Source organism: Parerythrobacter aestuarii, assembly GCF_030140925.1.
In the GTDB taxonomy this organism is placed as follows: Bacteria; Pseudomonadota; Alphaproteobacteria; order Sphingomonadales; family Sphingomonadaceae; genus Parerythrobacter; species Parerythrobacter aestuarii.
In genome coordinates this window covers 1,791,075-1,809,631 of sequence record NZ_JARBWD010000001.1, presented here as the reverse complement: position 1 = coordinate 1,809,631, position 18,557 = coordinate 1,791,075, and the positions used below count along the sequence as shown (strand labels likewise).

The following is an 18,557-nucleotide window of genomic DNA, read 5'->3' as shown; positions in this document are numbered from 1 at the left end:
CGAATGCTTGATTTTCTCCGGTCGCTCGCTCTTGCCGCGCTTCTCATTCTTCCCTTCCAGCCGGCTTCGGCCTGGGAGACACTGGCCCAACCTACCGCTGAAGAGAACGGTGCCCCTACGGAAATCGCCGAGTCCGGCGGCAGGCCGTCCTACAAGGCGGCCAATCCTGTCATCCAGGATTATGACCCGGACCCTGCGATCTGGCGGCTCGCCGATGGCGATACGACGCTGTATTTCTTCGGGACGGTTCACGCCCTGCCCGAGGGATTTCGCTGGCGCAGTCCGCTGCTGGAAGAGGTGATCGGGAAGTCGGACGAGATTGTTTTCGAGTCCCGGAGCAGCGAATCGAGCGAGGACGAAGCCTATGCGACCATGCTTGAAACGATCTTTTCGGCATCGACCGACAGGAGCCCGATTTCCGCGCGCCTGAGCGAAGACAACCGGGCAAAGTGGCGCAGGCTGGCCCAGCTCACGGCGCTTGATTTCAGATCGTTCGACTACATGCCTCCAAGCATGTCGCTAATGTTCATAAGCGTCGCGACCAGCGCGTTGCGTGGTTCCGAGGGCGAATATGGTGTCGAAACCGTGCTCGAGCGTGAATTCCGCGCGGCGGGCAAACCCATCTACGCGATCGAGGATCCGGCGGCGGTTTTGCAATCAGTGATCGGGCTCGATGAAGAACTGGCGCTCGCTACACTTGATGGTGCCCTCAGCAATTGGGACGGGGTCGACCTGGCCGGGTTCGAGCCGGATATGACCGGCTACAATTGGCGGCTCGAACACCTTTGGGCGCTGGGCATCGAGGATCCGCAGAGCTTCCAGTCATGGATGGCCGACCCGTTTTCCAAGGCGCTCTACAAAGTGTTGCTCATCGACCGGAACAGGCAATGGACCGACTGGATCATCGATCGCATGGATCGACCCGGGACGGTGCTGATTGCAGTTGGCGGCGGGCATTTCGAAGGCCCCGACGCCGTCCAGCGTCTGTTGGCGAAGAAGGGGTATGAAGTGGAGCGGCTCAACCCCTCGACCGCCGACTTGCCGAGCCAGTTGATTGAGTACAGCGAGAACTAGGCCTCCCCGGACCTTTTATTCTGCCGCAACCACCTCGGCTGCCTTCGCCACTGTTACGGGCGTCCCGTTCAGTACCGCATTGCCGGTCAACCTGTCGTACCGTTCCGGATCGGTCAGGTCGTTCAGCGATACCCCGGCGTGGGCAGCAGCGGTCTTCCAGCTCACGCCTTCGCGGTGGTGCCCCCAGCCGTGCGGAATGCTGACCACGCCGGGCATGATGTCCTCGGTCACTTCCACAGCGACTTCGACCTGCCCAACCCTGCTGGCAACGCTGGCGAGATCGCCGTCCTCCAGCCCGCGTTCGGCAGCATCTGCAGGATGGATCATCAGGGTGCAGCGATCCGGCCCCTTCACCAGCCGCTGGGCATTGTGCAACCAGCTGTTGTTGGAGCGGACATGGCGACGTCCGATCAGGCTCAGCGCGCCATCGGGCTTCGCTGCCATGCTCTCGGCAAAGCGCCGCAGATCTTCTTGCAGCGCATCGGACAGGACTTCGATCTTGCGGCTTTCGGTCATCAGCCGGTCCTTGAGGCACGGTTTGAGCGGCCCCAGGTCGACGCCATTGGGCTGCGCCTCGACTTCCGCCAGAGACATGCCCGCCGGCGAAGCCTTGAGCATCGCATCGAGCCGTTCGCGCGGGGTCTCGAAATTGGGCGCAGGCTTGCCCTTCTCGGCCAGGATCGCCTGTGCCAGTTCGCTCGCAATCTCCCAGTCGGCCTTGGCACCTTCCTCCATCGGGATGGTCTGCGGCGAATAGGCCCCGAAATTGCGCACCGCGAGCGGGCCGAAGAAGAAGGTGTAGTGATCCTTCTCGAGCGGGCCGCACGGCGGCAGGATGTAATGCGCGTGGCGGCTCGTCTCGGTGATGTGCATGTCCATGCTCACCATCAGGTCGAGGCCTTGCAGCGCCTGCTCGGTCCGCTCGCCATCGGGGGCTGACAGCACCGGGTTGCCGGCGATCACGAACAGCGTGCGGATGCGCTGGTCATCCTCGCGCAGCAGCTCGTCGGCGAAAGCGATGGTAGGGATCTCGCTCATGACGGAGGGCAAGGTGCCACGTGCAGTCTCGACGGTCTTGATTCCCCCGCGGCCGACCATGCCGACCAGGTCAAGCAGCGGCTGCGGGAACATCGCCCCGCCTTCGCGGTCGAGATTGCCGGTGGCGAGGTTGACCAGTTGTATCAGCCACTGGTTGAGCGCGCCGAACTCGCACACCGAGACACCCATGCGGCCATAGAGGACTGCAGGCCGGCCGCTGGATAGCTCTGCCGCCAGATTGCGGATTGTATCTGCATCGATGCCGCAGTGCACCGCAAGTTGCTCTAGGTCGAAAGCATCGACTGCCGGTTTCACATCCGTCCAGCTATTGTCGACCAGTTCTGCCAGGCCCGGTCGCAGCGCATCACCATCGGCCAGTACGCATTGCAGGATACCGATAAGAAGTGCCGTGTCCGTGCCGGGAATGACCGGATGCCATTCGTCGGCAACGCGGGCGGTTTCGGTCTTGCGGGGGTCGATCACCACCAGCTTGCCACCGCGCGCCTGCATTTCCTTCACCCGGTTGCGGAAGTCGGGGACGGTCCACAGGCTCCCGTTCGACGCCATCGGATTGCCGCCGACGATAACGATCAGCTGCGAACGATCGATATCGGGCACTGCAGCCAGGCTGACATGGCCGTAAAGCTGGTACTGTGCATAGTGATGCGGGATCTGGTCGAGCGTAGAGGCGGAAAAAGTGCCGCGTGCGCCAACCGCGCGCTGAAGATATCCCGATTGGGTCGACAGGGCATAATCATGCGCGCCGGGATTGCCGCGGTAGAAGGCTGCGCGGGCGCCCTCGCCCTGCAGGGCCACAGCCCTCTGCGCGATTTCGCGAAAGGCGGTGTCCCAGTCGAGCTCCTGCCAGCCATCGGCGGTGCGCTTGACCGGACGGCGCAGGCGATCCGGATCATCTTGTAAATCGGCGATTGCCGTAGCTTTCGGGCAGATATGCCCCCGGCTCAATACATGATCGGGATTGCCCTTGATGGAGACAACCTTGCGCCCGTCCATCTCTACCAGCACGCCGCAATTGGCTTCGCAAATGTGGCAGGTGCGTTGATGGATAGTGGTCATGGTGCTCTCCTCCGGCCCGGGATTAGCAGAGCCATTGGCACGGCGCCAGCAATCGTGGATGTCGGGTAGGTATTACTAAAAGTCAGGTAATGTTGACATGGTCAGCGAATCGCGACATATAGTCAATTATACCTGACACTGAGTCAGAATTGCAGAACGGACTATCTCTCATGCCTCAAACGTCCAAAGGTCTCTACGCGCCACGACTGGCAGACCTCACTTTCGCCATTATCGGGACCGGATCACTAGCCATCCTTGGCTTCGGTGCGGAGCGGCCAGACCTGCCTATGCTTGAAGGAGAGTTCCAGGCCCGGGCCGGCCATTGGCTTCTCGCCTTTGTCGTAGCGGCAGGCATCGCGACCGCATTGTCGCATCGGTTCGATCGACAACGGTGGGATGACTACATGCGCCAGGTGGTTGCGCAGTCGGCCCTGATCGGCATGGTGACCTTCATCATCGCGGCAGCACTCGCCGAAGTAACTGCGTTTCATCTCTTCGGCGTTCCCATCAGCCGCCCGATGACGCTTGGCGCAATTCCCATGGCGGGTCTCGCATGGTCCATAGGATACGCTTTCCTCCGCTGGCGCGGCACGGGCGAATGAAAGTTCAACCTGCCTCGCTCCTACTCAGCAGGGCCTGCATGGCGTCTTGTTCCCCCTTCTTGTTTTATCACCCGTAACCGGAGACCTGACATGGAAAAATTGTCCCGGCGCGACTGGCAAATGCGCAAGGCCGATGTCTCGTTCGCCATCATGACCGTGATTGGAATTGCTGGCCTGACTGTCGATTCCTTCGATGCGACCAAGAGCGTGATCATCGCGCCCAACCCATGGATTACTGCGGGCACTGTCGTTCTACTGATGGCGATCGTGGGTTTCCTCGTGACCAGGCTTGCAGCGCTGGATCGGCGCGGCACGGAGGAATATTCCTTCCAGCTGATTTCCAGTGCCGCCCTCGTAGCGGTCGCTACGACGCTGTTCGTCGGTTTTATCTGGTCGAGCGATTTGCTTCTGTCCCGTTGGCTGGGAACGCCGACCACTGGGCAGATGATGGCATTGCTGCTTGGCAGCTGGTCGGTCGGTTATTTCACCTACCGGTTCCGGGGCGTGGTTGCATGAAGAACCGCCTCAAAGTGCTCCGTGCCGAGCGCGACTGGAGCCAGGCGGAACTGGCGAGCCGGCTCGATGTGTCTCGACAGGCAGTCAACGCGATCGAAACCGGCAAGCACGATCCCTCGCTCCCGTTGGCCTTTCGCATTGCCCGGCTGTTCGCCATGCCAATTGAAGAAATATTCGACGACCAACGCTGAACGGGTGTCTCCTTGGTCATCTTGTTCACTTTCCCTCAATGCCCCCCAAATCAGGAAAGACCCCCACATGAATCCGCTCAAATCATCCCTCACCGCCGCAGTTGCCGCATTGGCCTTGCTGATTTCCCCAGCAGCTATGGCCCAGGTCCCGATCGATGCGTCGGAGATGGTCGCTCCCGCGCCTACGGGCCCCGCGCTGTGGAAAGTGGCTGATGAAGATACCACCATCTACCTGTTCGGCACGGTCCATGTATTGCCCGACGGTGTTAAGTGGATGACACCCGAAATCGATACCGCGCTCGACAGCTCCGACATGTTGGTCACGGAGATTCTCATGTCTCCCGAAACGACTGTCAGAACCCAGCAACTGGTGGCTGAACTGGGCATGCTTCCTGCGGGGACGACCTTGCGTAGCCTGCTGTCTGAAGAGCAAAGGTTGAAGTATGAGGCCGCCATGCTGTCTCTGGGAATGCCACCTGCCGCGTTCGACCCTTATGAGCCGTGGTTTGCGACGCTGAACCTGTCCCTGTTGCCGCTTATCAAGCATGGCTACCAGATCGACCAGGGCGTCGAAAAGGTGCTGGAGGCGACTGCTGACAGCCGCCTGGAGCGTGGAGCGCTGGAAACAATCGAGTTCCAGATGTCGATCTTCGACGGTGCGCCGATAGAGGCCCAGATTGCCTACCTGGAACAGATCGTCGATGGCGTCGACGAGGTCAAAACCATGGTCGATGCTATGGTAGCGGAATGGGTCGAAGGCGATCCTGATGGACTGGGTGCCATCATGAATGAAGGCATGGCGGAAACGCCTGAATTGGCTGAAGCGGTGCTTTACAGCCGCAATGCCAATTGGGCGGTCTGGATCGATGAGCGCCTTGACCAGCCGGGTACTGTCTTCGTCGCGGTGGGCGCAGGCCATCTTGCCGGGGAGCGGAGCGTGCAGGATTTGCTGGCCCAGCGCGGTATCACAGTCACGCGGGTGCAATGATCGGAGGCCGGTTTGCCATCGCCTGCCTGGCGGCTTTGCTGCTGGGCGCATGCAGTGAAGTAGATTCACCGCCGACCACGGCGGAGAATCCCCTGCTGTGGGAAATCGCCAATTCGGAAGGACAGGTCGAGGGGTGGCTCTACGGGACCATCCACGCTCTGCCCGACGGAGTCGATTGGCAAACCGGCGCTGTCGCCGACATTATCGATCGGGCCGATTTCCTCGTTGTCGAAGTCGCCGACCTCGATGACAGCCAGGCATTGTCGAAGGCATTTTCGGAAGCGGCCCGTTCGAGCGGACATCCACTCCTCCATCAACGAGTTCCTGTTGGCAAGCGCTCGGCGCTGGAGGACCTGGCGCGCAAGACGCCCTATTCTCCTGAAGACTATCGCGAGATTGAGACATGGGCTGCTGCGCTCATCATTGCCCAAGCGGTTCCGACGCAATCCGACAATGCAAACGGTGTCGATATGGCGTTGCTTAAGCAATTTGCCGGGCGCCGTATCGCTGAACTGGAAGGGGCAAAACGGCAATTCGCCATCTTCGACGCCCTGGCGGAGGAAGACCAGCGAGCCTTGCTTGCCGCCGTTGTGGCACAAGCGCAGGATCCAGCCGCCGCCATGCGTCCGGCCGAACTCTGGCTTGCCGGCGACGAGGCCGCGCTCGTCGATGAGCTTGAGGACGGCATGCTCGCCGATCCGGAGCTGCGGCAAGCCCTCCTGGTCAGTCGCAACCTCAACTGGAGCAAGCAGATCGAGGCTATGCTGGCCGTCCCTGAACGGCCTCTGGTTGCCGTCGGAGCAGCGCATCTTGTCGGTCCGGGGGGGCTGGTCTCACTGTTGCGCAGCAAGGGATATAGCATACGCCGCACACCTTGATTTGCGGCAATTTGGCCCATTTGCCGGGTTCTGCTACCATTTTCACCGCGGGTCGAAGGTTGCACGCGCTGCTGGAAGGCAGCAGCGTGTCTGGTGTTGCGGAGGCTCGACCCGTGCTTGCAGGAAAGTCGCTGTTCTTGGCAGCTGTTATTGCGCTCAACGTCCTCGCTGGACCCGCACAAGCTCAAACCGATCACCGTACCGGGCCGGCAAAGGCCGACCAGTCAGAGGAAGTATTCGATGCCACTTCGGCGGGGCGGATACTGGCCGATTATATCGCTGCCTATCGCAATCGAGACGACGCCGCATATCCCGACTTGCAAGCGCGCCAGGAGTTGCTCGACCGCCATCGATCTCGCTTGCAACGGTTGATCGAATGGCATCGCAAGCGAGTTACCAGCGTGGCGTCGAATCCCGATGTCGGCGACACTGTTCGAAAGAATGTTCAGGAAGATTACCAGGTGGCTGTGCGCGCCTACGAGCTGACCGATCCCAGCCATTCGCGTGACCTCGATACCTTTATCGAGGGCTTGCGTGAAGGAGAAGGACCGCAAGCAGAAGCTGTCCGTGAAGTTGGCTCCATCATCGAACGGTGCCCAAAGGACACCGTGGATCCACTCTGCATCCAGTGGGAATGGCTGCTGGGTCGCTGGACCAATCGCGAATATGGCGGAGTCATCGAATTCCGGCTTGATGGCAAGACCGTCGCAGCCTTTGTCGTGACTCCGAACAAGCAGATGGCAGAAGAAGGGTACACGGCCGGCACTCCGCTGATCAGCGACCTCAAGTTCGGCGGGCGAAACCAGGGAACCTGGGCTTGGCATGCCGAAGGCGGGGCGCACTACGAAGCGAAGAAGCCCGACCGCAAGCCCGACCAGGTTCGGGGGACAGCGCGCTGGTCGCCAGGGGCCATCGTGTATATTGAGAAAGTGCGCCCCGGCGTCCTCTATTTGCCGAGCGCGCTTGAAGGCCGGATTTCCAACTTCAAGCAATGGGTGCGGTGATGCTGGGCGTGCAGCTCATCCTGGCACGCATGGTTGGCGCAAGCCTGGCGCTTCTCCTGGCCTGCCTTTTGCCAGCGGCAGTGGCCCAAACCACGGCGGGATCACAGATCAGCGATATCGACCCACTTCCGCCTCGCCCGAAGAACTCCAACTTCTTCTTCGAGGAGTACAATACGGGGAGCTACCGCAAGGAAGCCCAGCAGGTTATCAACTCCTGCAATTATCTCGGCTTCATGCGCTCGCGCGAAGGCTTTTCGGACCTGTACTACCTCGTCGAGGATGACGCATATCGCGTCAATACCTACGCGCCGCTCAAGGACCACCCCGCCCTGATTGCGGACAAGGAAATCACTTTGGATTTCTTTGGCGGGCTGTGGCGGTCCGTTGAACAGGCTTGCGACGGTGCAATTATTGCCTCCAGCTTTCACTCCGGACTTGCCGATTGTGCGACCCCTGAGGCACGGCGCAAGGCATTGGCGCGCTTGCGTTTCAACCGTTTCGTCCGCCTGCTGCGCCAGCGCAAACGCGAGTTGAGTACAGCGCTCTCGCTGGGGCCCAATGCGAGCAAAATCAGGATCGATCCGCGCTCGGATGGTCTTGCTGCGCCCAGCACCGGGCATCTTCAGAAGATCATCAAGGAAATGGAAGCTGCATTACCCAAGATGCAGGCTGCGACCGATCCCTGTCCTCCTGAGAAAAAGGAACCGCCCAAGAAGGAGGAGAAGGAAGAGAAGACCAAGAAACCCATCAGCTTTGACGATGACCAAGCGCAGGGTGAACCGATCAGTGACGATCCCTGCCCGATGGGAACGACGGAACCCATTTGCACCCGCTGGGATTGGTTGTTGGGCAACTGGACCAGCGATGCCGGCGGTGTGATCGCTTTCCGGCTAGTAGGAGATACCGTCTCCGCCTCAGTCGTCTCGGCTACCGAACGGATGGAGCAGGAAGGTTACAGTGCCGGAATGCAAGTGATCCGGGGCCTGCGTTTTGGCGGTCAGGGCCAAGGAACGTGGGCGTGGCATGCCGAGAAAGGCGAGGTTTTCGAGGCTGCGCGTCCCGACCGTGAACCCGGTGAAGTCTATGGCACTGCCAAATGGACGCCCAATGTGCTGGTCTACATCAACCAGGACCAGCCCGACGTGCTGCACATCCCGCCGCAGCTGGAAGCGCGGATGTCGAACTTCAAGAAGTGGCATCGCAGCGACAGCGCGTACTAGGCTGGCAGCCAAGGAATTCCTTGCATCGGTTGGGCAATGCCACTATGCGCGCGCCCTTCGGACGCCATGGTCATCCCTGGAGGCGTGGCGGATCCGGATTGAACCAAGCAAGCAATTCGAAAGGTAAGTGACATGAGCGACGCTCTGACCCTGCCGGCCGAAGCGCGCGAACGGGCTGGCAAGGGAGCCTCCCGTGCATTGCGTCGCGATGGCCGTGTACCCGCTGTGATCTATGGCGGAAAAGAAGAACCCACGATGATTCACGTCGAAGCCAAGGAGCTGGTCAAGCAGCTCGGCACCGGCCACTTCATGAACTCGATCGTGAATATCGAAGTCGGCGGCAAGACCGTGCGTACGCTGCCGAAAGATGTCGCTTTGCACCCTGTGACCGACCGTCCGGAACATGTCGACTTCCTGCGCCTGTCCAAGGACGCCAAGGTTGAAGTCCAGATCCCGGTCGTGTTCGTCAACGAAGAGAAGAGCCCCGGCCTCAAGAAGGGCGGCGTGCTCAACGTGATCCGTCACGACCTCGACCTTATCTGTGCTGCCGACAAGATCCCGAGTGAAATAGAGATCGACGTCACCGGCAAGGAAGTGGGCGATTCGATCCACATCAGCGAAGTCACCCTGCCCGAAGGCAGCGAGAGCGCGATTACCGATCGCGACTACACCATCGCGACGCTGGTCGCTCCGTCGGCGCTGAAGAAGGCCGAAGGCGCAGCCGGTGAAGAAGGCGAAGAAGAAGTCGCAGCCGATGAAGTCGAAGCCACCGAACAGAAGGGCGACGACGAAGGCGAAGAGGGCGGCGAAGAGTAAACTCTTCCCCATTCGACACAGATCACCAAGGTGCCGGGCTTCATACGAAGTCCGGCACTTTTGTTTTGCGCACGCCATCCGGCGTGCGTCCTCCTCGCTCAAGGGGCCTGACGGCCCAATCGCTGCGGGCGCCCGGCGCTTGAGGGGCACGCGTAGCGTGCTAAAGGCAAAAAATGCAGATTTGGGCAGGACTTGGAAATCCCGGACCGGGATACGCGATGCACCGACACAATGTCGGCTTCATGGCGTGTGATGTGATCGCCGAAATGCACAGCTTCGGCCCGGTAACGAAGAAATTCCAGGGCTGGGTTCAGGAAGGGCGGATCGGCACGGAAAAGATACTGTTGCTCAAGCCCGGGACCTTCATGAACGAGAGTGGTCGGAGCGTCGGCGAAGCGTTGCGGTTCTACAAGCTAGATCTCGACGCGCTGACAGTATTCCATGACGAGCTCGACCTCGCACCGTTCAAGGTCAAGGTGAAGCGCGGCGGTGGGACCGCGGGCCACAATGGCTTGCGCTCGATCGACAAGCACCTGGGTCCCGATTTTCGTCGCGTGCGCATCGGGATCGGCCACCCTGGCCATAAGGAACGGGTCCACGGCCACGTTCTGGGCAACTACGCCAAGAGCGAACAGGACGATCTTGTCCAGATGCTCGGAGCGATTGGTGCCGAAGCCGAATGGCTGGCGAAAGGCGACGATGCCCGTTTCATGAGCGAAATGGCGCTCAGGATGCAGGACTGATGGAATGGAGCGCGTGCTTGTCATCGGTCCCTGCGGTGCCGGTAAGAGCACCGCATCGCGCCGTATCGCGGCGGTACTCGCGTTGCCCCTTCACCACCTCGACCGCTTGCACTGGAAGGCAGGTTGGGTAGAGGGCAGCAAGGAAGAGCTGCATGAGCTTCTCGCTCCCATCCTTGCCGAAGATCGCTGGATAATCGATGGCAACTACGGCAGCACGATGCAGCAGCGAATTGTACGATCGGATGCTGTCATCTACCTGGATTACCCCGTGTCGCTTTGCCTTTGGCGAGCGGCGAAGCGCGTCTGGAGGTTTCGCGGGCGAACCCGGCCAGACATGACCGAAGGATGCCCGGAACGCTTCGATTTCGCGTTCTTCCTCTACATCGCAAACTGGAACCGCCACGCGCGTCCGAGGACCGAAGCACTGCTTGCGGGATCGGAAGGGAAGGTTCACCGTTTCACGAGTCCACGCGCAATGGAGGACTGGCTCGTGAAGTTGGAGAGAAAACATGCCTGCAATTGATCGCCGCACCTTGCTTGCAAGCGCCGCTGCCACCGCTGCTCTGACAGCTACCGGCGCGCTTGCGCAGCCGGATGTCATCAAGGCGGATCCCGACCTCTCGGGCAAGTCGATCCTGATCACAGGTTGTTCTTCTGGATTCGGCAGGCTCGGCGCAGAGCACTATGCCCGGCTCGGCGCGCGTGTATTTGCCACCATGCGCAACCTGCCCCGCCCTGAAGCCGATGAACTCGCTACGCTGGCTCAGGCCGAAGGGCTCGACATTCACATCATCGAAATCGATGTCCTGTCCGACAAGCAGGTCGAAGCCGGTGTCCTGCGCGCGGAAAGTATCAATGGCGGCCCGATCGATGTCCTGATCAACAACGCTGGGATCGGGATCACTTCGCCTGTCGAAGTGCAGGACATGGAAGCGACGAAACTGATCTTCGACACCAATGTCTTTGGCTGCCATCGCATGGCGCGGGCGATCCTTCCGGGCATGCGCAAGAAGGGCGGCGGGCAGATTTTCCAGATCAGCTCGCAGCTTGGCCGCGTTATCGTACCTTACTCTGGGCACTATTCCGCCACCAAGTTCGCGCTCGAAGCAATGAGTGAGCAGCTCGCTTACGAAATGGTCCCGCACAATATCGATGTCACCATCATCGAACCCGGCGGCTATCCGACCAAGGTCTGGGTCAATCGCAATATCTATACAAAGGCTCTTCGCGAGCGCGCATCGGATCTGCACACTTCTGGCTACCCGCAGCAGGTCGCTCGTATGGGGATGGAAGACGGCTCGGGCAGGAGTGCCGATCCCATGGATGTCCCGCGCGCGATTGCCAGAACGATTGCGATGATCCCCGGCACCCGTCCGCTGCGTTTACCGGTGAGCGGCGGCCGCATTCCGCAAGTGCGGATCAACGAAGTGACTGCCGCAACGCAGGTCGGATGGCTGGGCGAAAGCGGTGTCGGACCGCTCATCAAGGGCGTCCACCAACGCTGAGTGCATCTCGTCAGATCGGCATGCCCGGAGGGATATCCGGTAGCAGGTCCTTGTTCTTCAGTGCTTCAGTGAGGGCCTCGCGATCAAGCAGCAGGGCCCCCAGCCCTCGCCGCCAGCTGCCCTCTTCACCGCTCGATCGCGCGCGTGACAGTGATTCGCCCCACTTCCTGAGGGTGTCGTCAATCTGTACGGCCAGCGCAGGGGATAGCCGGGCATCTTGGGCGGTCCGCGCGAGATGAAGCGCGATCGTGGTGGCGCTTCGCCGCCCGACAGCACCGCTTGTAGTAGCTGTCGCATCGCCATGCCCGATCAGCTTGCCGACGAGTTCCAGAACGGAGGGAATGCGCGGATCGACTGAGTGCTGCAGGTCCAGCCGGTTGAGCCGCTGCGGGTCAAGCAGGCTGTCGAGCACCATAACAGTCGCGATTTCCGTTGCGCGCAGGCTGTCAAATACCGGCCCTCCGGCCGTCGGCATCACTTCGATGGCGGTCTGGTAATCTCCATCCCTGCCGGGGCCGAACGACAACAGCGGTTGCAGGCGCTGCGGGACAGTCAGGCTATCATTAGCCAGCGCTGCCAGCAGATGCTGGATCGCCGCCTGTTGCACTTCCGGCGCGACTGTTTCGACCCTTGCATCTTCCCCTGCCAATGCCACCGGCGCAACGACCCCGCCAATGGCCTTGGCAGTTGCTTCCACCTGATAGCGGTGCAGCAGCCAGATCGGCACGAATGCACGGCGCAGGCTGGCGAGGTCCTGCCCGTCAGGGACAGCATCGATATTGAACCGCTGCAGCGCGGCCTGTCGCACTTGCAGGACCCGCCCGAGCTCCGCCACAGGATCGCCGAAATCGTCCCACAGCGCGCCTTGCGGATTGGCCGTGCCGGTTCCGCGCGCATCGCCATCGCTGACGAAACGCAGGCCCTGTGCCCTGGCCCCTGCAACCATTGCCTTGGCTTCCGCGTCACTGTTGGTTCCGTAAAGATAGCGGACGACGAACTTGTCCCATTCGCCCACACCCGTGCCATAGGCATCGGTGAGGTCGATCACTCCATCCGTGAGACGGATGCGCGGGGCCGGGTAATCCATCACCGAGTAGCGGCCTTGGCTGCTGCCGGCGAAATTGTGCGAGAAGCCAAGTGCATGCCCGACTTCATGGGCACCCAGCTGGCGGATCCGGGCCAGCGCAGCGGGTACGGGATCATTCGGGTTGCCGGTATCGGTCAAGCCCGCGCCAACGAGAGCCTGGAAGATCAGTATGTCCTGCCGCACCCGCAGCGATCCGAGCATCACGCTGCCCTTGATGACTTCACCGGTGCGCGGATCGACCATCATCCCACCATAGGACCAGCCCCGGGTCGCTCGGTTGACCCAGTTGACGACATTGTAACGCACGTCGAGCGGGTCAGCGCCCTCCGGCAAGATATCGACCCGGAAGGCACCGGGGAGCCCGGCCGCATCGAATGCCTCCGACCACCAACCAACCCCGTCAGCCAGTGCTTGCCGAACCGGTACCGGTGCTGCCGGATCGATATAGAACACGATCGGTTCCTTGACCGGAGACGTGGCAGCGGAAGGATCGACCTTCTCCAACCGATGCCTCAACGCCTGCTTCTTCAGCATGGGTTGCCCCAGCGGGGCAGAATAGTCGTATTTGAAGTTCGAAAAGACGAAACCATAGGGATCGGTCCGCTCCGCGAAGGGCTCCGTCGGTAGTGCAATCAGCGAATGCCGAACCCACATGGCGACGTCCGGTCCGGTCGGCGAGACATTGCGCAATTCAGCCGAAGGTTTGTCCGAGGAAAAGCTCAAGAGAGCGCTGAACTCGGCATTTTTCGGGAAGACCTTGACCCTGCTGGGATCGGCCAGTGAGCGTGCGCTGTCGAGCTTGTAGGGATTGCTGTCTCCGCCCAGTTGGCGAGCGAAGCCGAAATGGTCCTTGGTCAGGAACGATGCGAAGTCGAAGGTGAAGCTGCCATCTTCCGCGGTGGACTCGATATCGCCGACCCATAGCGTTGCACTGCTGAAGCTGTTGGCAACGGCCTCCTGTTCGGCCGAACTGCCATTGGGCGCGACGAAAGTCTGGTTTTCCATCTCCGCCACTACCTTGCCGCCGACACGGCGGAAGCGGATCATGCCGTTTTGGAGCCAGGCACCCCGGTCTACGCCGACTGCGGCGGAACCGAGGCCCGTTTCTACCTGGGCGATGTAGATATACCGCGCCGCGATGCCATCCTCGCCGGGTTTGGGCAGCGTAACCTTTATGGTCCCGTCATCGACCTCTGCCGAGATCTGCAGCAATCCATCCTGTGCATGTATAATCGTCGGGCTAAGAGCGGTCGACAGGGCAAGGGCGGCGGCGAAGACCAATGGGCGCATGCAATCCTCCTGATGGGTTGATCCATGCTTAGCATTGCTGCTCACGCTGTCGAGCGCGGCGCTTCCCTTCACCGGTGGGAGCGGCTAAGGGGCGCGCCACACAAAAATCCGGAGTGAAAAATGGGTTTCCGTTGCGGGATCGTCGGCCTGCCCAATGTCGGCAAGTCCACCCTGTTCAATGCCTTGACCGAGACGCAGGCTGCGCAGGCCGCGAACTATCCGTTCTGCACCATCGAACCCAATGTCGGGCAAGTAGCGGTGCCCGACGAGCGGCTCGACAAGATTGCTGCCATCGCCAAGTCGGCCAAGATCATCCCGACCCAGCTGGCCTTCGTCGATATCGCCGGCCTGGTGAAAGGTGCGAGCAAGGGTGAAGGCCTGGGCAACCAGTTCCTCGGCAATATTCGCGAGGTCGATGCAATCGTGCACGTCTTGCGGTGCTTCGAAGACGACGACATCCAGCATGTCGCCAACAAGGTCGACCCTTTGGCTGACGCCGAAGTGGTCGAGACCGAACTGATGCTCTCCGACCTCGAAAGCCTCGAAAAGCGTGTCCCTGCTGCAGAGAAGCGCGCAACCGCCGGTGACAAGGAAGCCAAGCTGACCGCTAGTGTGCTGGGACAGGCGTTGGCACTGCTGCGCGACGGCAAACCCGCGCGGCTGACTGAACCCAAGGATGAAGAAGAAGCCCGTATCTTCCGCCAGGCGCAGCTGCTTACGGCTAAGCCAGTCCTTTACGTCTGCAACGTCGCCGAAGACGAAGCTGCGACCGGCAATGCGATGTCGGAAGCGGTTTTCGCCAAGGCATCGGAGGAAGGTGCTGAAGCGGTTGTCGTATCTGCCGCTATTGAATCCGAATTGGTGGGGATGGAGCCTGAAGACCGGGCGGAATACCTCGAATCCCTCGGGCTCGAAGAAAGTGGCCTCAGCCGCGTGATCAAGGCGGGTTACAAGCTCCTCGGTTTGCAGACCTTCTTCACCGCCGGCCCGAAGGAGTCGCGCGCCTGGACGTTCCCCACCGGGGCCAAGGCACCGCAGGCGGCAGGCGAGATCCACACCGACTTCGAGCGCGGGTTCATTCGGGCCGAGACCATTGCTTACGATGACTATGTGACCTTGGGCGGCGAAGCCGCTGCGCGCGATGCCGGAAAACTGCGCCAGGAAGGCAAGGAATATTTGGTGCAGGACGGCGACGTGATGCTGTTCAAGTTCAACGTCTGACAACGCTCGCGCGGTGCCTTGAATATACCCCCATAGGGTATATATCGCGGCCATGACCAGGACTGCCCAGCTCTATCGCATGGTGATGGACAAACATGTCTGTCCCTATGGCATCAAGTCGAAATGGCTGCTCGAAAGCCAGGGCTTCAAGGTCGAGGATCATCCCCTCACCACACGTGAGGAAACCGACGCGTTCAAGGACAAGCACGGGGTCCAGACAACGCCGCAGACGTTCATCGGAGGTGAGCGTGTCGGTGGCTACGACGCCCTTCGCGAGCATTTCGGCAAGGCACGCGATCCGAATGCCAAGAGCTACCGCCCGGTTCTGGCGGTGTTCGCGGTCGGCCTCGCCCTCGCCCTCTCGCTAAGCCAGTTTGTGTTCGGGACGCCGCTGACAATCCGCACGGCCGAATGGTTTGTCGCCTTCTCCATGGCGATGCTGGCCATGCTCAAGCTGCAGGATGTCGAAACTTTCTCGAGCATGTTCGTCGGTTACGACCTGCTGGGCAAGCGCTGGGTGCCGTATGCCTATGCCTATCCCTATCTGGAGGCATTGGCCGCCGTGCTGATGGCCGGGCGCGTGCTGCCGTGGCTGTCCATCCCCATCGCTTTCACCATTGGAATGATCGGAGCGATCAGCGTGTTTTACGCGGTCTACATACAGCAGCGCGACATCAAATGCGCCTGCGTCGGCGGCAGCGCAAATGTGCCGCTAGGCTTTGTCTCGCTGACTGAGAACGTGGCGATGATCGGGATGGCGGTGTGGATGATTGTCAGGCCCAGTCTCTAGGAAACGCTACGCCGATCACGGTCACCGGTGATTTGCCCCCGAATTTGCGGTTCCTTGAAGGTTTGCTAGCTTCACGAGGGTTCGCGCGCGACTGTGGAGCATTGCATGGCTTATCTGAGTGACATCTTGCTTTGGATTGCCGCCATTTCGGCAGGACTGATGGCAGGCGTGTTTTTCACCTTCTCTGCCTTCGTCATGAGGTCGCTCGATGCGATCAAAGCTCCCGCTGGGATGCTGGCGATGCAATCGATCAACCGGATAATCGTCAAGTCGTCATTCTTGCCGATTTTCTTTGTCAGCACGATCGCCTGTGCGGTGCTGGTGGTTATCGCCGCCTTGGATCTTGGGGCCGCAGGAGCGATTTGGACGCTGTCGGGCAGTGCGGCATACGTCGTGGGGATGTTTGTCGTGACCATCGCCGGAAATGTCCCGCTCAACAATCGGTTGGAAGCGACCCCTGCAGACGGTCAAGAAGGAGCCGAAATGTGGGCGGAATACCTACGGAAATGGATGATCTGGAACCACGTCCGAACGATAGCGTGTACTGGCTCCCTGATCCTGCTGGTACTAGCAATCGCGGAGCGGCTTTAGGATAAGGTGCGCCACAATTGTCGAGCAGCCACGCACCGTGACAGGCGGCAATTAGGCTCAATGCCGCCCGAACAGCTTCTCGACGTCTTCCATGCTCAGTTTTACCCATGTCGGGCGACCGTGGTTGCACTGTCCTGAGCGCGGGGTCCGCTCCATCTCGCGCAGCAATGCGTTCATCTCGTCGACGCGCAGGACGCGACCGGCCCTGACAGAGCCGTGGCAGGCCATCGTGCCGAGCACGAGGTCGAGCTTCTCCTCGAGCCACAGCGCATCGCCATGCTTGGCGAGATCGTCGGCGATATCCTGTAGCAGCTTGTGCGGGTCAGAGCCCGCCAGCGCATGCGGGAGCGAACGCACCAGCATCGCGCCAGGGCCGAAGCGCTCGATGGAGAGTCCCATGGCATCCAGCTTGTCGGCTGACTCCTCGAGCCGGTCGCAGGCGGGTTCGTCCATTTCGACCACTTCAGGCAGCAACAACGCCTGGCTGCGGGCAACTGCTTCCCCCGCCCCGGCAGCCTTGAGGCGTTCGAGAACGAGCCGTTCGTGCGCGGCGTGCTGGTCGACCAGCACCAGCCCGTCCTTGGCTTCGGCGACGATGTAGGTGTTGGCGACCTGGCCACGCGCGATGCCGAGCGGGTAATCCTGTGGTTCTGTTGCTACCTCTTCAGCCTCGACCGCCCTGCCCTGTGGCGCGGCCATCACTTCGCCTTCGTAGGCGTGCCATTCGCGTGATGTCTCGCGAACACCTGCGGACGGCCCGCTCCAGTCGCGGCCTTCGAAAATCGAGCGCAACGCTGGAGAAACTTCCTCCCGCACAGGTTCTTGCTGCCAGCGCGTCATCGCGCCGGCATCCGGAGTTTGCGCACTGCGCCGATCTCCGGTCGATAGGGCCTGGCGCAAACCGGAGACGATAAAGCCGCGCACCGCCGCCGCATCGCGGAAGCGGACCTCGGTCTTGGCCGGGTGGACATTTACGTCGACATCCTCGCTCGGCAGGTCGAGGAACAGCGCCAACACCGCATGCCGATCACGCGCCAACATGTCCGAATAGGCCCCGCGCACTGCACCGACCAGCAGGCGGTCCTTCACCGGGCGGCCATTCACGAACAGGTACTGGTGATCGGCCACGCCGCGATTGTAGGTCGGCAGACCCGCCACGCCGGTGAGCGTCATCTCGCCGCGCTGCATGTTCAGCAGCACGCCGTTGTCCTTGAGTTCCCGCGCGACGATCTGGGCCACGCGATCAGGCAGGTTCTCATCCGGCTGAACGGAAAGTGTCCGCCGCTCACCATGATCGAGCGTGAAGCCAATGTCGGGGCGAGCCATCGCCAAGCGGCGGATGACATCGAGGCAAGCGGCGTATTCGCTGCGTGGCGTGCGCAGGAACTTGCGCCGCGCGGGCACCTTGGCGAAGACCTGCTCGATCCGCGCCCGAGTGCCCGGAGGTAGGGCGGCGGGCCCCTCCTCCACGAGCAGCCCATGATCTACGACGCGTCGCCAACCTTCGGCGGCATCATGTGGCCGGCTTTCCAAGGTGAAGCGTGAGACACTGGCAATCGATGGCAGCGCTTCGCCGCGAAAACCGAGCGTTGCCACACGCTCGATCGCTTGCTCCTCGCCGATCAGCTCGTCAGGCAGTTTGGATGTCGCATGACGTTCCAGCGCGATCTCCATCGTCGTCGGATCCATCCCGCAACCATCGTCTGTCACTTCGATCCGCGTCAGCCCGCCGTCGACCAGTTTGACCGCAATTCGCGTGGCACCGGCATCGACTGAATTCTCCACCAGTTCCTTGAGCGCAGCCGACGGACGCTCGACGACTTCACCGGCCGCAATGCGGTTGACCAGGGCTTCGGGAAGACGGCGAATTGTCGGCATTTCTCGAGCCTAGCGCCGAGCGGTATGAAATTCGAGCCGACCTGCGGA

Annotated in this window: 18 protein-coding genes; 15 read left to right on the top strand and 3 right to left on the bottom strand. The window is 61.1% G+C overall.

The genetic code is table 11. The annotated features are described in order from the left end of the window. Nucleotides 1-3: 3 nt before the first annotated feature. A complete protein-coding gene (locus QPW08_RS08850) occupies nt 4-1,074 on the top strand; it encodes a TraB/GumN family protein (RefSeq protein ID WP_284125411.1) in 1,071 nt (356 codons plus the stop codon). A gap of 15 nt (nt 1,075-1,089) precedes the next feature. On the opposite strand, the gene QPW08_RS08845 is transcribed toward QPW08_RS08850, so the two are convergent. Then, a complete protein-coding gene (locus QPW08_RS08845) occupies nt 1,090-3,189 on the bottom strand; it encodes a molybdopterin oxidoreductase family protein (RefSeq protein ID WP_284125409.1) in 2,100 nt (699 codons plus the stop codon). Nucleotides 3,190-3,359: 170 nt separating this feature from the next. Between QPW08_RS08845 and QPW08_RS08840 the strand changes: the two genes are divergently transcribed. From QPW08_RS08840 to QPW08_RS08790, 11 genes are all read left to right on the top strand, one after another. Next, nucleotides 3,360-3,791: a hypothetical protein gene (locus QPW08_RS08840; RefSeq protein WP_284125407.1), complete on the top strand. Its 432-nt coding sequence runs from the start codon at nt 3,360-3,362 to the stop codon at nt 3,789-3,791. 90 nt (nt 3,792-3,881) lie between these two features. Continuing rightward, nucleotides 3,882-4,307 carry a hypothetical protein gene (locus QPW08_RS08835; RefSeq protein ID WP_284125405.1) on the top strand — a complete coding sequence of 142 codons (426 nt, stop codon included), beginning with the start codon at nt 3,882-3,884 and terminating at the stop codon, nt 4,305-4,307. Continuing rightward, the gene (locus tag QPW08_RS08830) at nt 4,304-4,498 is read left to right on the top strand and encodes a helix-turn-helix transcriptional regulator (RefSeq protein ID WP_284125403.1); all 195 of its coding nucleotides are present in this window, start codon (nt 4,304-4,306) and stop codon (nt 4,496-4,498) included. Before QPW08_RS08835 ends, QPW08_RS08830 begins: the two co-directional genes overlap by 4 nt. Before the next feature lie 67 nt (nt 4,499-4,565). Beyond that, nucleotides 4,566-5,486 (top strand): TraB/GumN family protein, encoded by a 921-nt coding sequence (locus QPW08_RS08825; protein WP_284125401.1) that lies wholly within the window; start codon nt 4,566-4,568, stop codon nt 5,484-5,486. Beyond that, the gene (locus tag QPW08_RS08820) at nt 5,483-6,364 is read left to right on the top strand and encodes a TraB/GumN family protein (RefSeq protein ID WP_284125399.1); all 882 of its coding nucleotides are present in this window, start codon (nt 5,483-5,485) and stop codon (nt 6,362-6,364) included. The genes QPW08_RS08825 and QPW08_RS08820 overlap by 4 nt, the downstream gene beginning before the upstream one ends. Before the next feature lie 137 nt (nt 6,365-6,501). Next, a complete protein-coding gene (locus tag QPW08_RS08815; protein WP_284125397.1) occupies nt 6,502-7,368 on the top strand; it encodes a hypothetical protein in 867 nt (288 codons plus the stop codon). Nucleotides 7,369-7,448: 80 nt separating this feature from the next. Further along, nucleotides 7,449-8,588, top strand: a complete 1,140-nt coding sequence (locus tag QPW08_RS08810; RefSeq protein ID WP_284125394.1) for a hypothetical protein — start codon at nt 7,449-7,451, stop codon at nt 8,586-8,588. A gap of 132 nt (nt 8,589-8,720) precedes the next feature. Next, nucleotides 8,721-9,404, top strand: a complete 684-nt coding sequence (locus tag QPW08_RS08805; protein ID WP_284125393.1) for a 50S ribosomal protein L25/general stress protein Ctc — start codon at nt 8,721-8,723, stop codon at nt 9,402-9,404. A gap of 173 nt (nt 9,405-9,577) precedes the next feature. Then, entirely contained in the window at nt 9,578-10,147 is a 570-nt protein-coding gene (gene pth, locus QPW08_RS08800; protein ID WP_284125391.1) for an aminoacyl-tRNA hydrolase, read from the top strand. Between the two features lie 4 nt (nt 10,148-10,151). Further along, nucleotides 10,152-10,670 carry a P-loop NTPase family protein gene (locus tag QPW08_RS08795; RefSeq protein ID WP_284125389.1) on the top strand — a complete coding sequence of 173 codons (519 nt, stop codon included), beginning with the start codon at nt 10,152-10,154 and terminating at the stop codon, nt 10,668-10,670. Beyond that, nucleotides 10,657-11,652 carry an SDR family oxidoreductase gene (locus tag QPW08_RS08790; RefSeq protein WP_284125387.1) on the top strand — a complete coding sequence of 332 codons (996 nt, stop codon included), beginning with the start codon at nt 10,657-10,659 and terminating at the stop codon, nt 11,650-11,652. Before QPW08_RS08795 ends, QPW08_RS08790 begins: the two co-directional genes overlap by 14 nt. A 10-nt stretch (nt 11,653-11,662) precedes the next feature. Here the strand turns inward: QPW08_RS08790 and QPW08_RS08785 are convergent, their stop codons facing one another. Beyond that, nucleotides 11,663-14,029 carry a zinc-dependent metalloprotease gene (locus QPW08_RS08785; protein ID WP_284125385.1) on the bottom strand — a complete coding sequence of 789 codons (2,367 nt, stop codon included), beginning with the start codon at nt 14,027-14,029 and terminating at the stop codon, nt 11,663-11,665. Nucleotides 14,030-14,149: 120 nt separating this feature from the next. Between QPW08_RS08785 and ychF the strand changes: the two genes are divergently transcribed. The 3 genes from ychF (at nt 14,150) to QPW08_RS08770 (ending at nt 16,631) form a co-directional block, all read left to right on the top strand. Next, nucleotides 14,150-15,250, top strand: coding sequence for a redox-regulated ATPase YchF (gene ychF, locus QPW08_RS08780; RefSeq protein WP_284125383.1), 1,101 nt, complete (start codon nt 14,150-14,152; stop codon nt 15,248-15,250). A gap of 52 nt (nt 15,251-15,302) precedes the next feature. Beyond that, complete coding sequence (locus tag QPW08_RS08775; protein ID WP_284125381.1) at nt 15,303-16,040, top strand: glutaredoxin; 738 nt, start codon at nt 15,303-15,305, stop codon at nt 16,038-16,040. 105 nt (nt 16,041-16,145) lie between these two features. Further along, nucleotides 16,146-16,631, top strand: a complete 486-nt coding sequence (locus tag QPW08_RS08770; RefSeq protein WP_284125379.1) for an anthrone oxygenase family protein — start codon at nt 16,146-16,148, stop codon at nt 16,629-16,631. 57 nt (nt 16,632-16,688) lie between these two features. Here the strand turns inward: QPW08_RS08770 and mutL are convergent, their stop codons facing one another. Then, complete coding sequence (gene mutL, locus QPW08_RS08765; protein WP_284125377.1) at nt 16,689-18,509, bottom strand: DNA mismatch repair endonuclease MutL; 1,821 nt, start codon at nt 18,507-18,509, stop codon at nt 16,689-16,691. Between the last annotated feature and the right edge of the window lie 48 nt (nt 18,510-18,557).

Coding starts and splice junctions, on each gene's coding strand:
- QPW08_RS08850 (WP_284125411.1), top strand. CDS start 4: ATGCTTGATTTTCTCCGGTCGCTCGCTCTTGCCGCGCTTCTCATTCTT.
- QPW08_RS08845 (WP_284125409.1), bottom strand. CDS start 3,189: ATGACCACTATCCATCAACGCACCTGCCACATTTGCGAAGCCAATTGC.
- QPW08_RS08840 (WP_284125407.1), top strand. CDS start 3,360: ATGCCTCAAACGTCCAAAGGTCTCTACGCGCCACGACTGGCAGACCTC.
- QPW08_RS08835 (WP_284125405.1), top strand. CDS start 3,882: ATGGAAAAATTGTCCCGGCGCGACTGGCAAATGCGCAAGGCCGATGTC.
- QPW08_RS08830 (WP_284125403.1), top strand. CDS start 4,304: ATGAAGAACCGCCTCAAAGTGCTCCGTGCCGAGCGCGACTGGAGCCAG.
- QPW08_RS08825 (WP_284125401.1), top strand. CDS start 4,566: ATGAATCCGCTCAAATCATCCCTCACCGCCGCAGTTGCCGCATTGGCC.
- QPW08_RS08820 (WP_284125399.1), top strand. CDS start 5,483: ATGATCGGAGGCCGGTTTGCCATCGCCTGCCTGGCGGCTTTGCTGCTG.
- QPW08_RS08805 (WP_284125393.1), top strand. CDS start 8,721: ATGAGCGACGCTCTGACCCTGCCGGCCGAAGCGCGCGAACGGGCTGGC.
- pth (WP_284125391.1), top strand. CDS start 9,578: ATGCAGATTTGGGCAGGACTTGGAAATCCCGGACCGGGATACGCGATG.
- QPW08_RS08795 (WP_284125389.1), top strand. CDS start 10,152: ATGGAGCGCGTGCTTGTCATCGGTCCCTGCGGTGCCGGTAAGAGCACC.
- QPW08_RS08790 (WP_284125387.1), top strand. CDS start 10,657: ATGCCTGCAATTGATCGCCGCACCTTGCTTGCAAGCGCCGCTGCCACC.
- QPW08_RS08785 (WP_284125385.1), bottom strand. CDS start 14,029: ATGCGCCCATTGGTCTTCGCCGCCGCCCTTGCCCTGTCGACCGCTCTT.
- ychF (WP_284125383.1), top strand. CDS start 14,150: ATGGGTTTCCGTTGCGGGATCGTCGGCCTGCCCAATGTCGGCAAGTCC.
- QPW08_RS08775 (WP_284125381.1), top strand. CDS start 15,303: ATGACCAGGACTGCCCAGCTCTATCGCATGGTGATGGACAAACATGTC.
- QPW08_RS08770 (WP_284125379.1), top strand. CDS start 16,146: ATGGCTTATCTGAGTGACATCTTGCTTTGGATTGCCGCCATTTCGGCA.
- mutL (WP_284125377.1), bottom strand. CDS start 18,509: ATGCCGACAATTCGCCGTCTTCCCGAAGCCCTGGTCAACCGCATTGCG.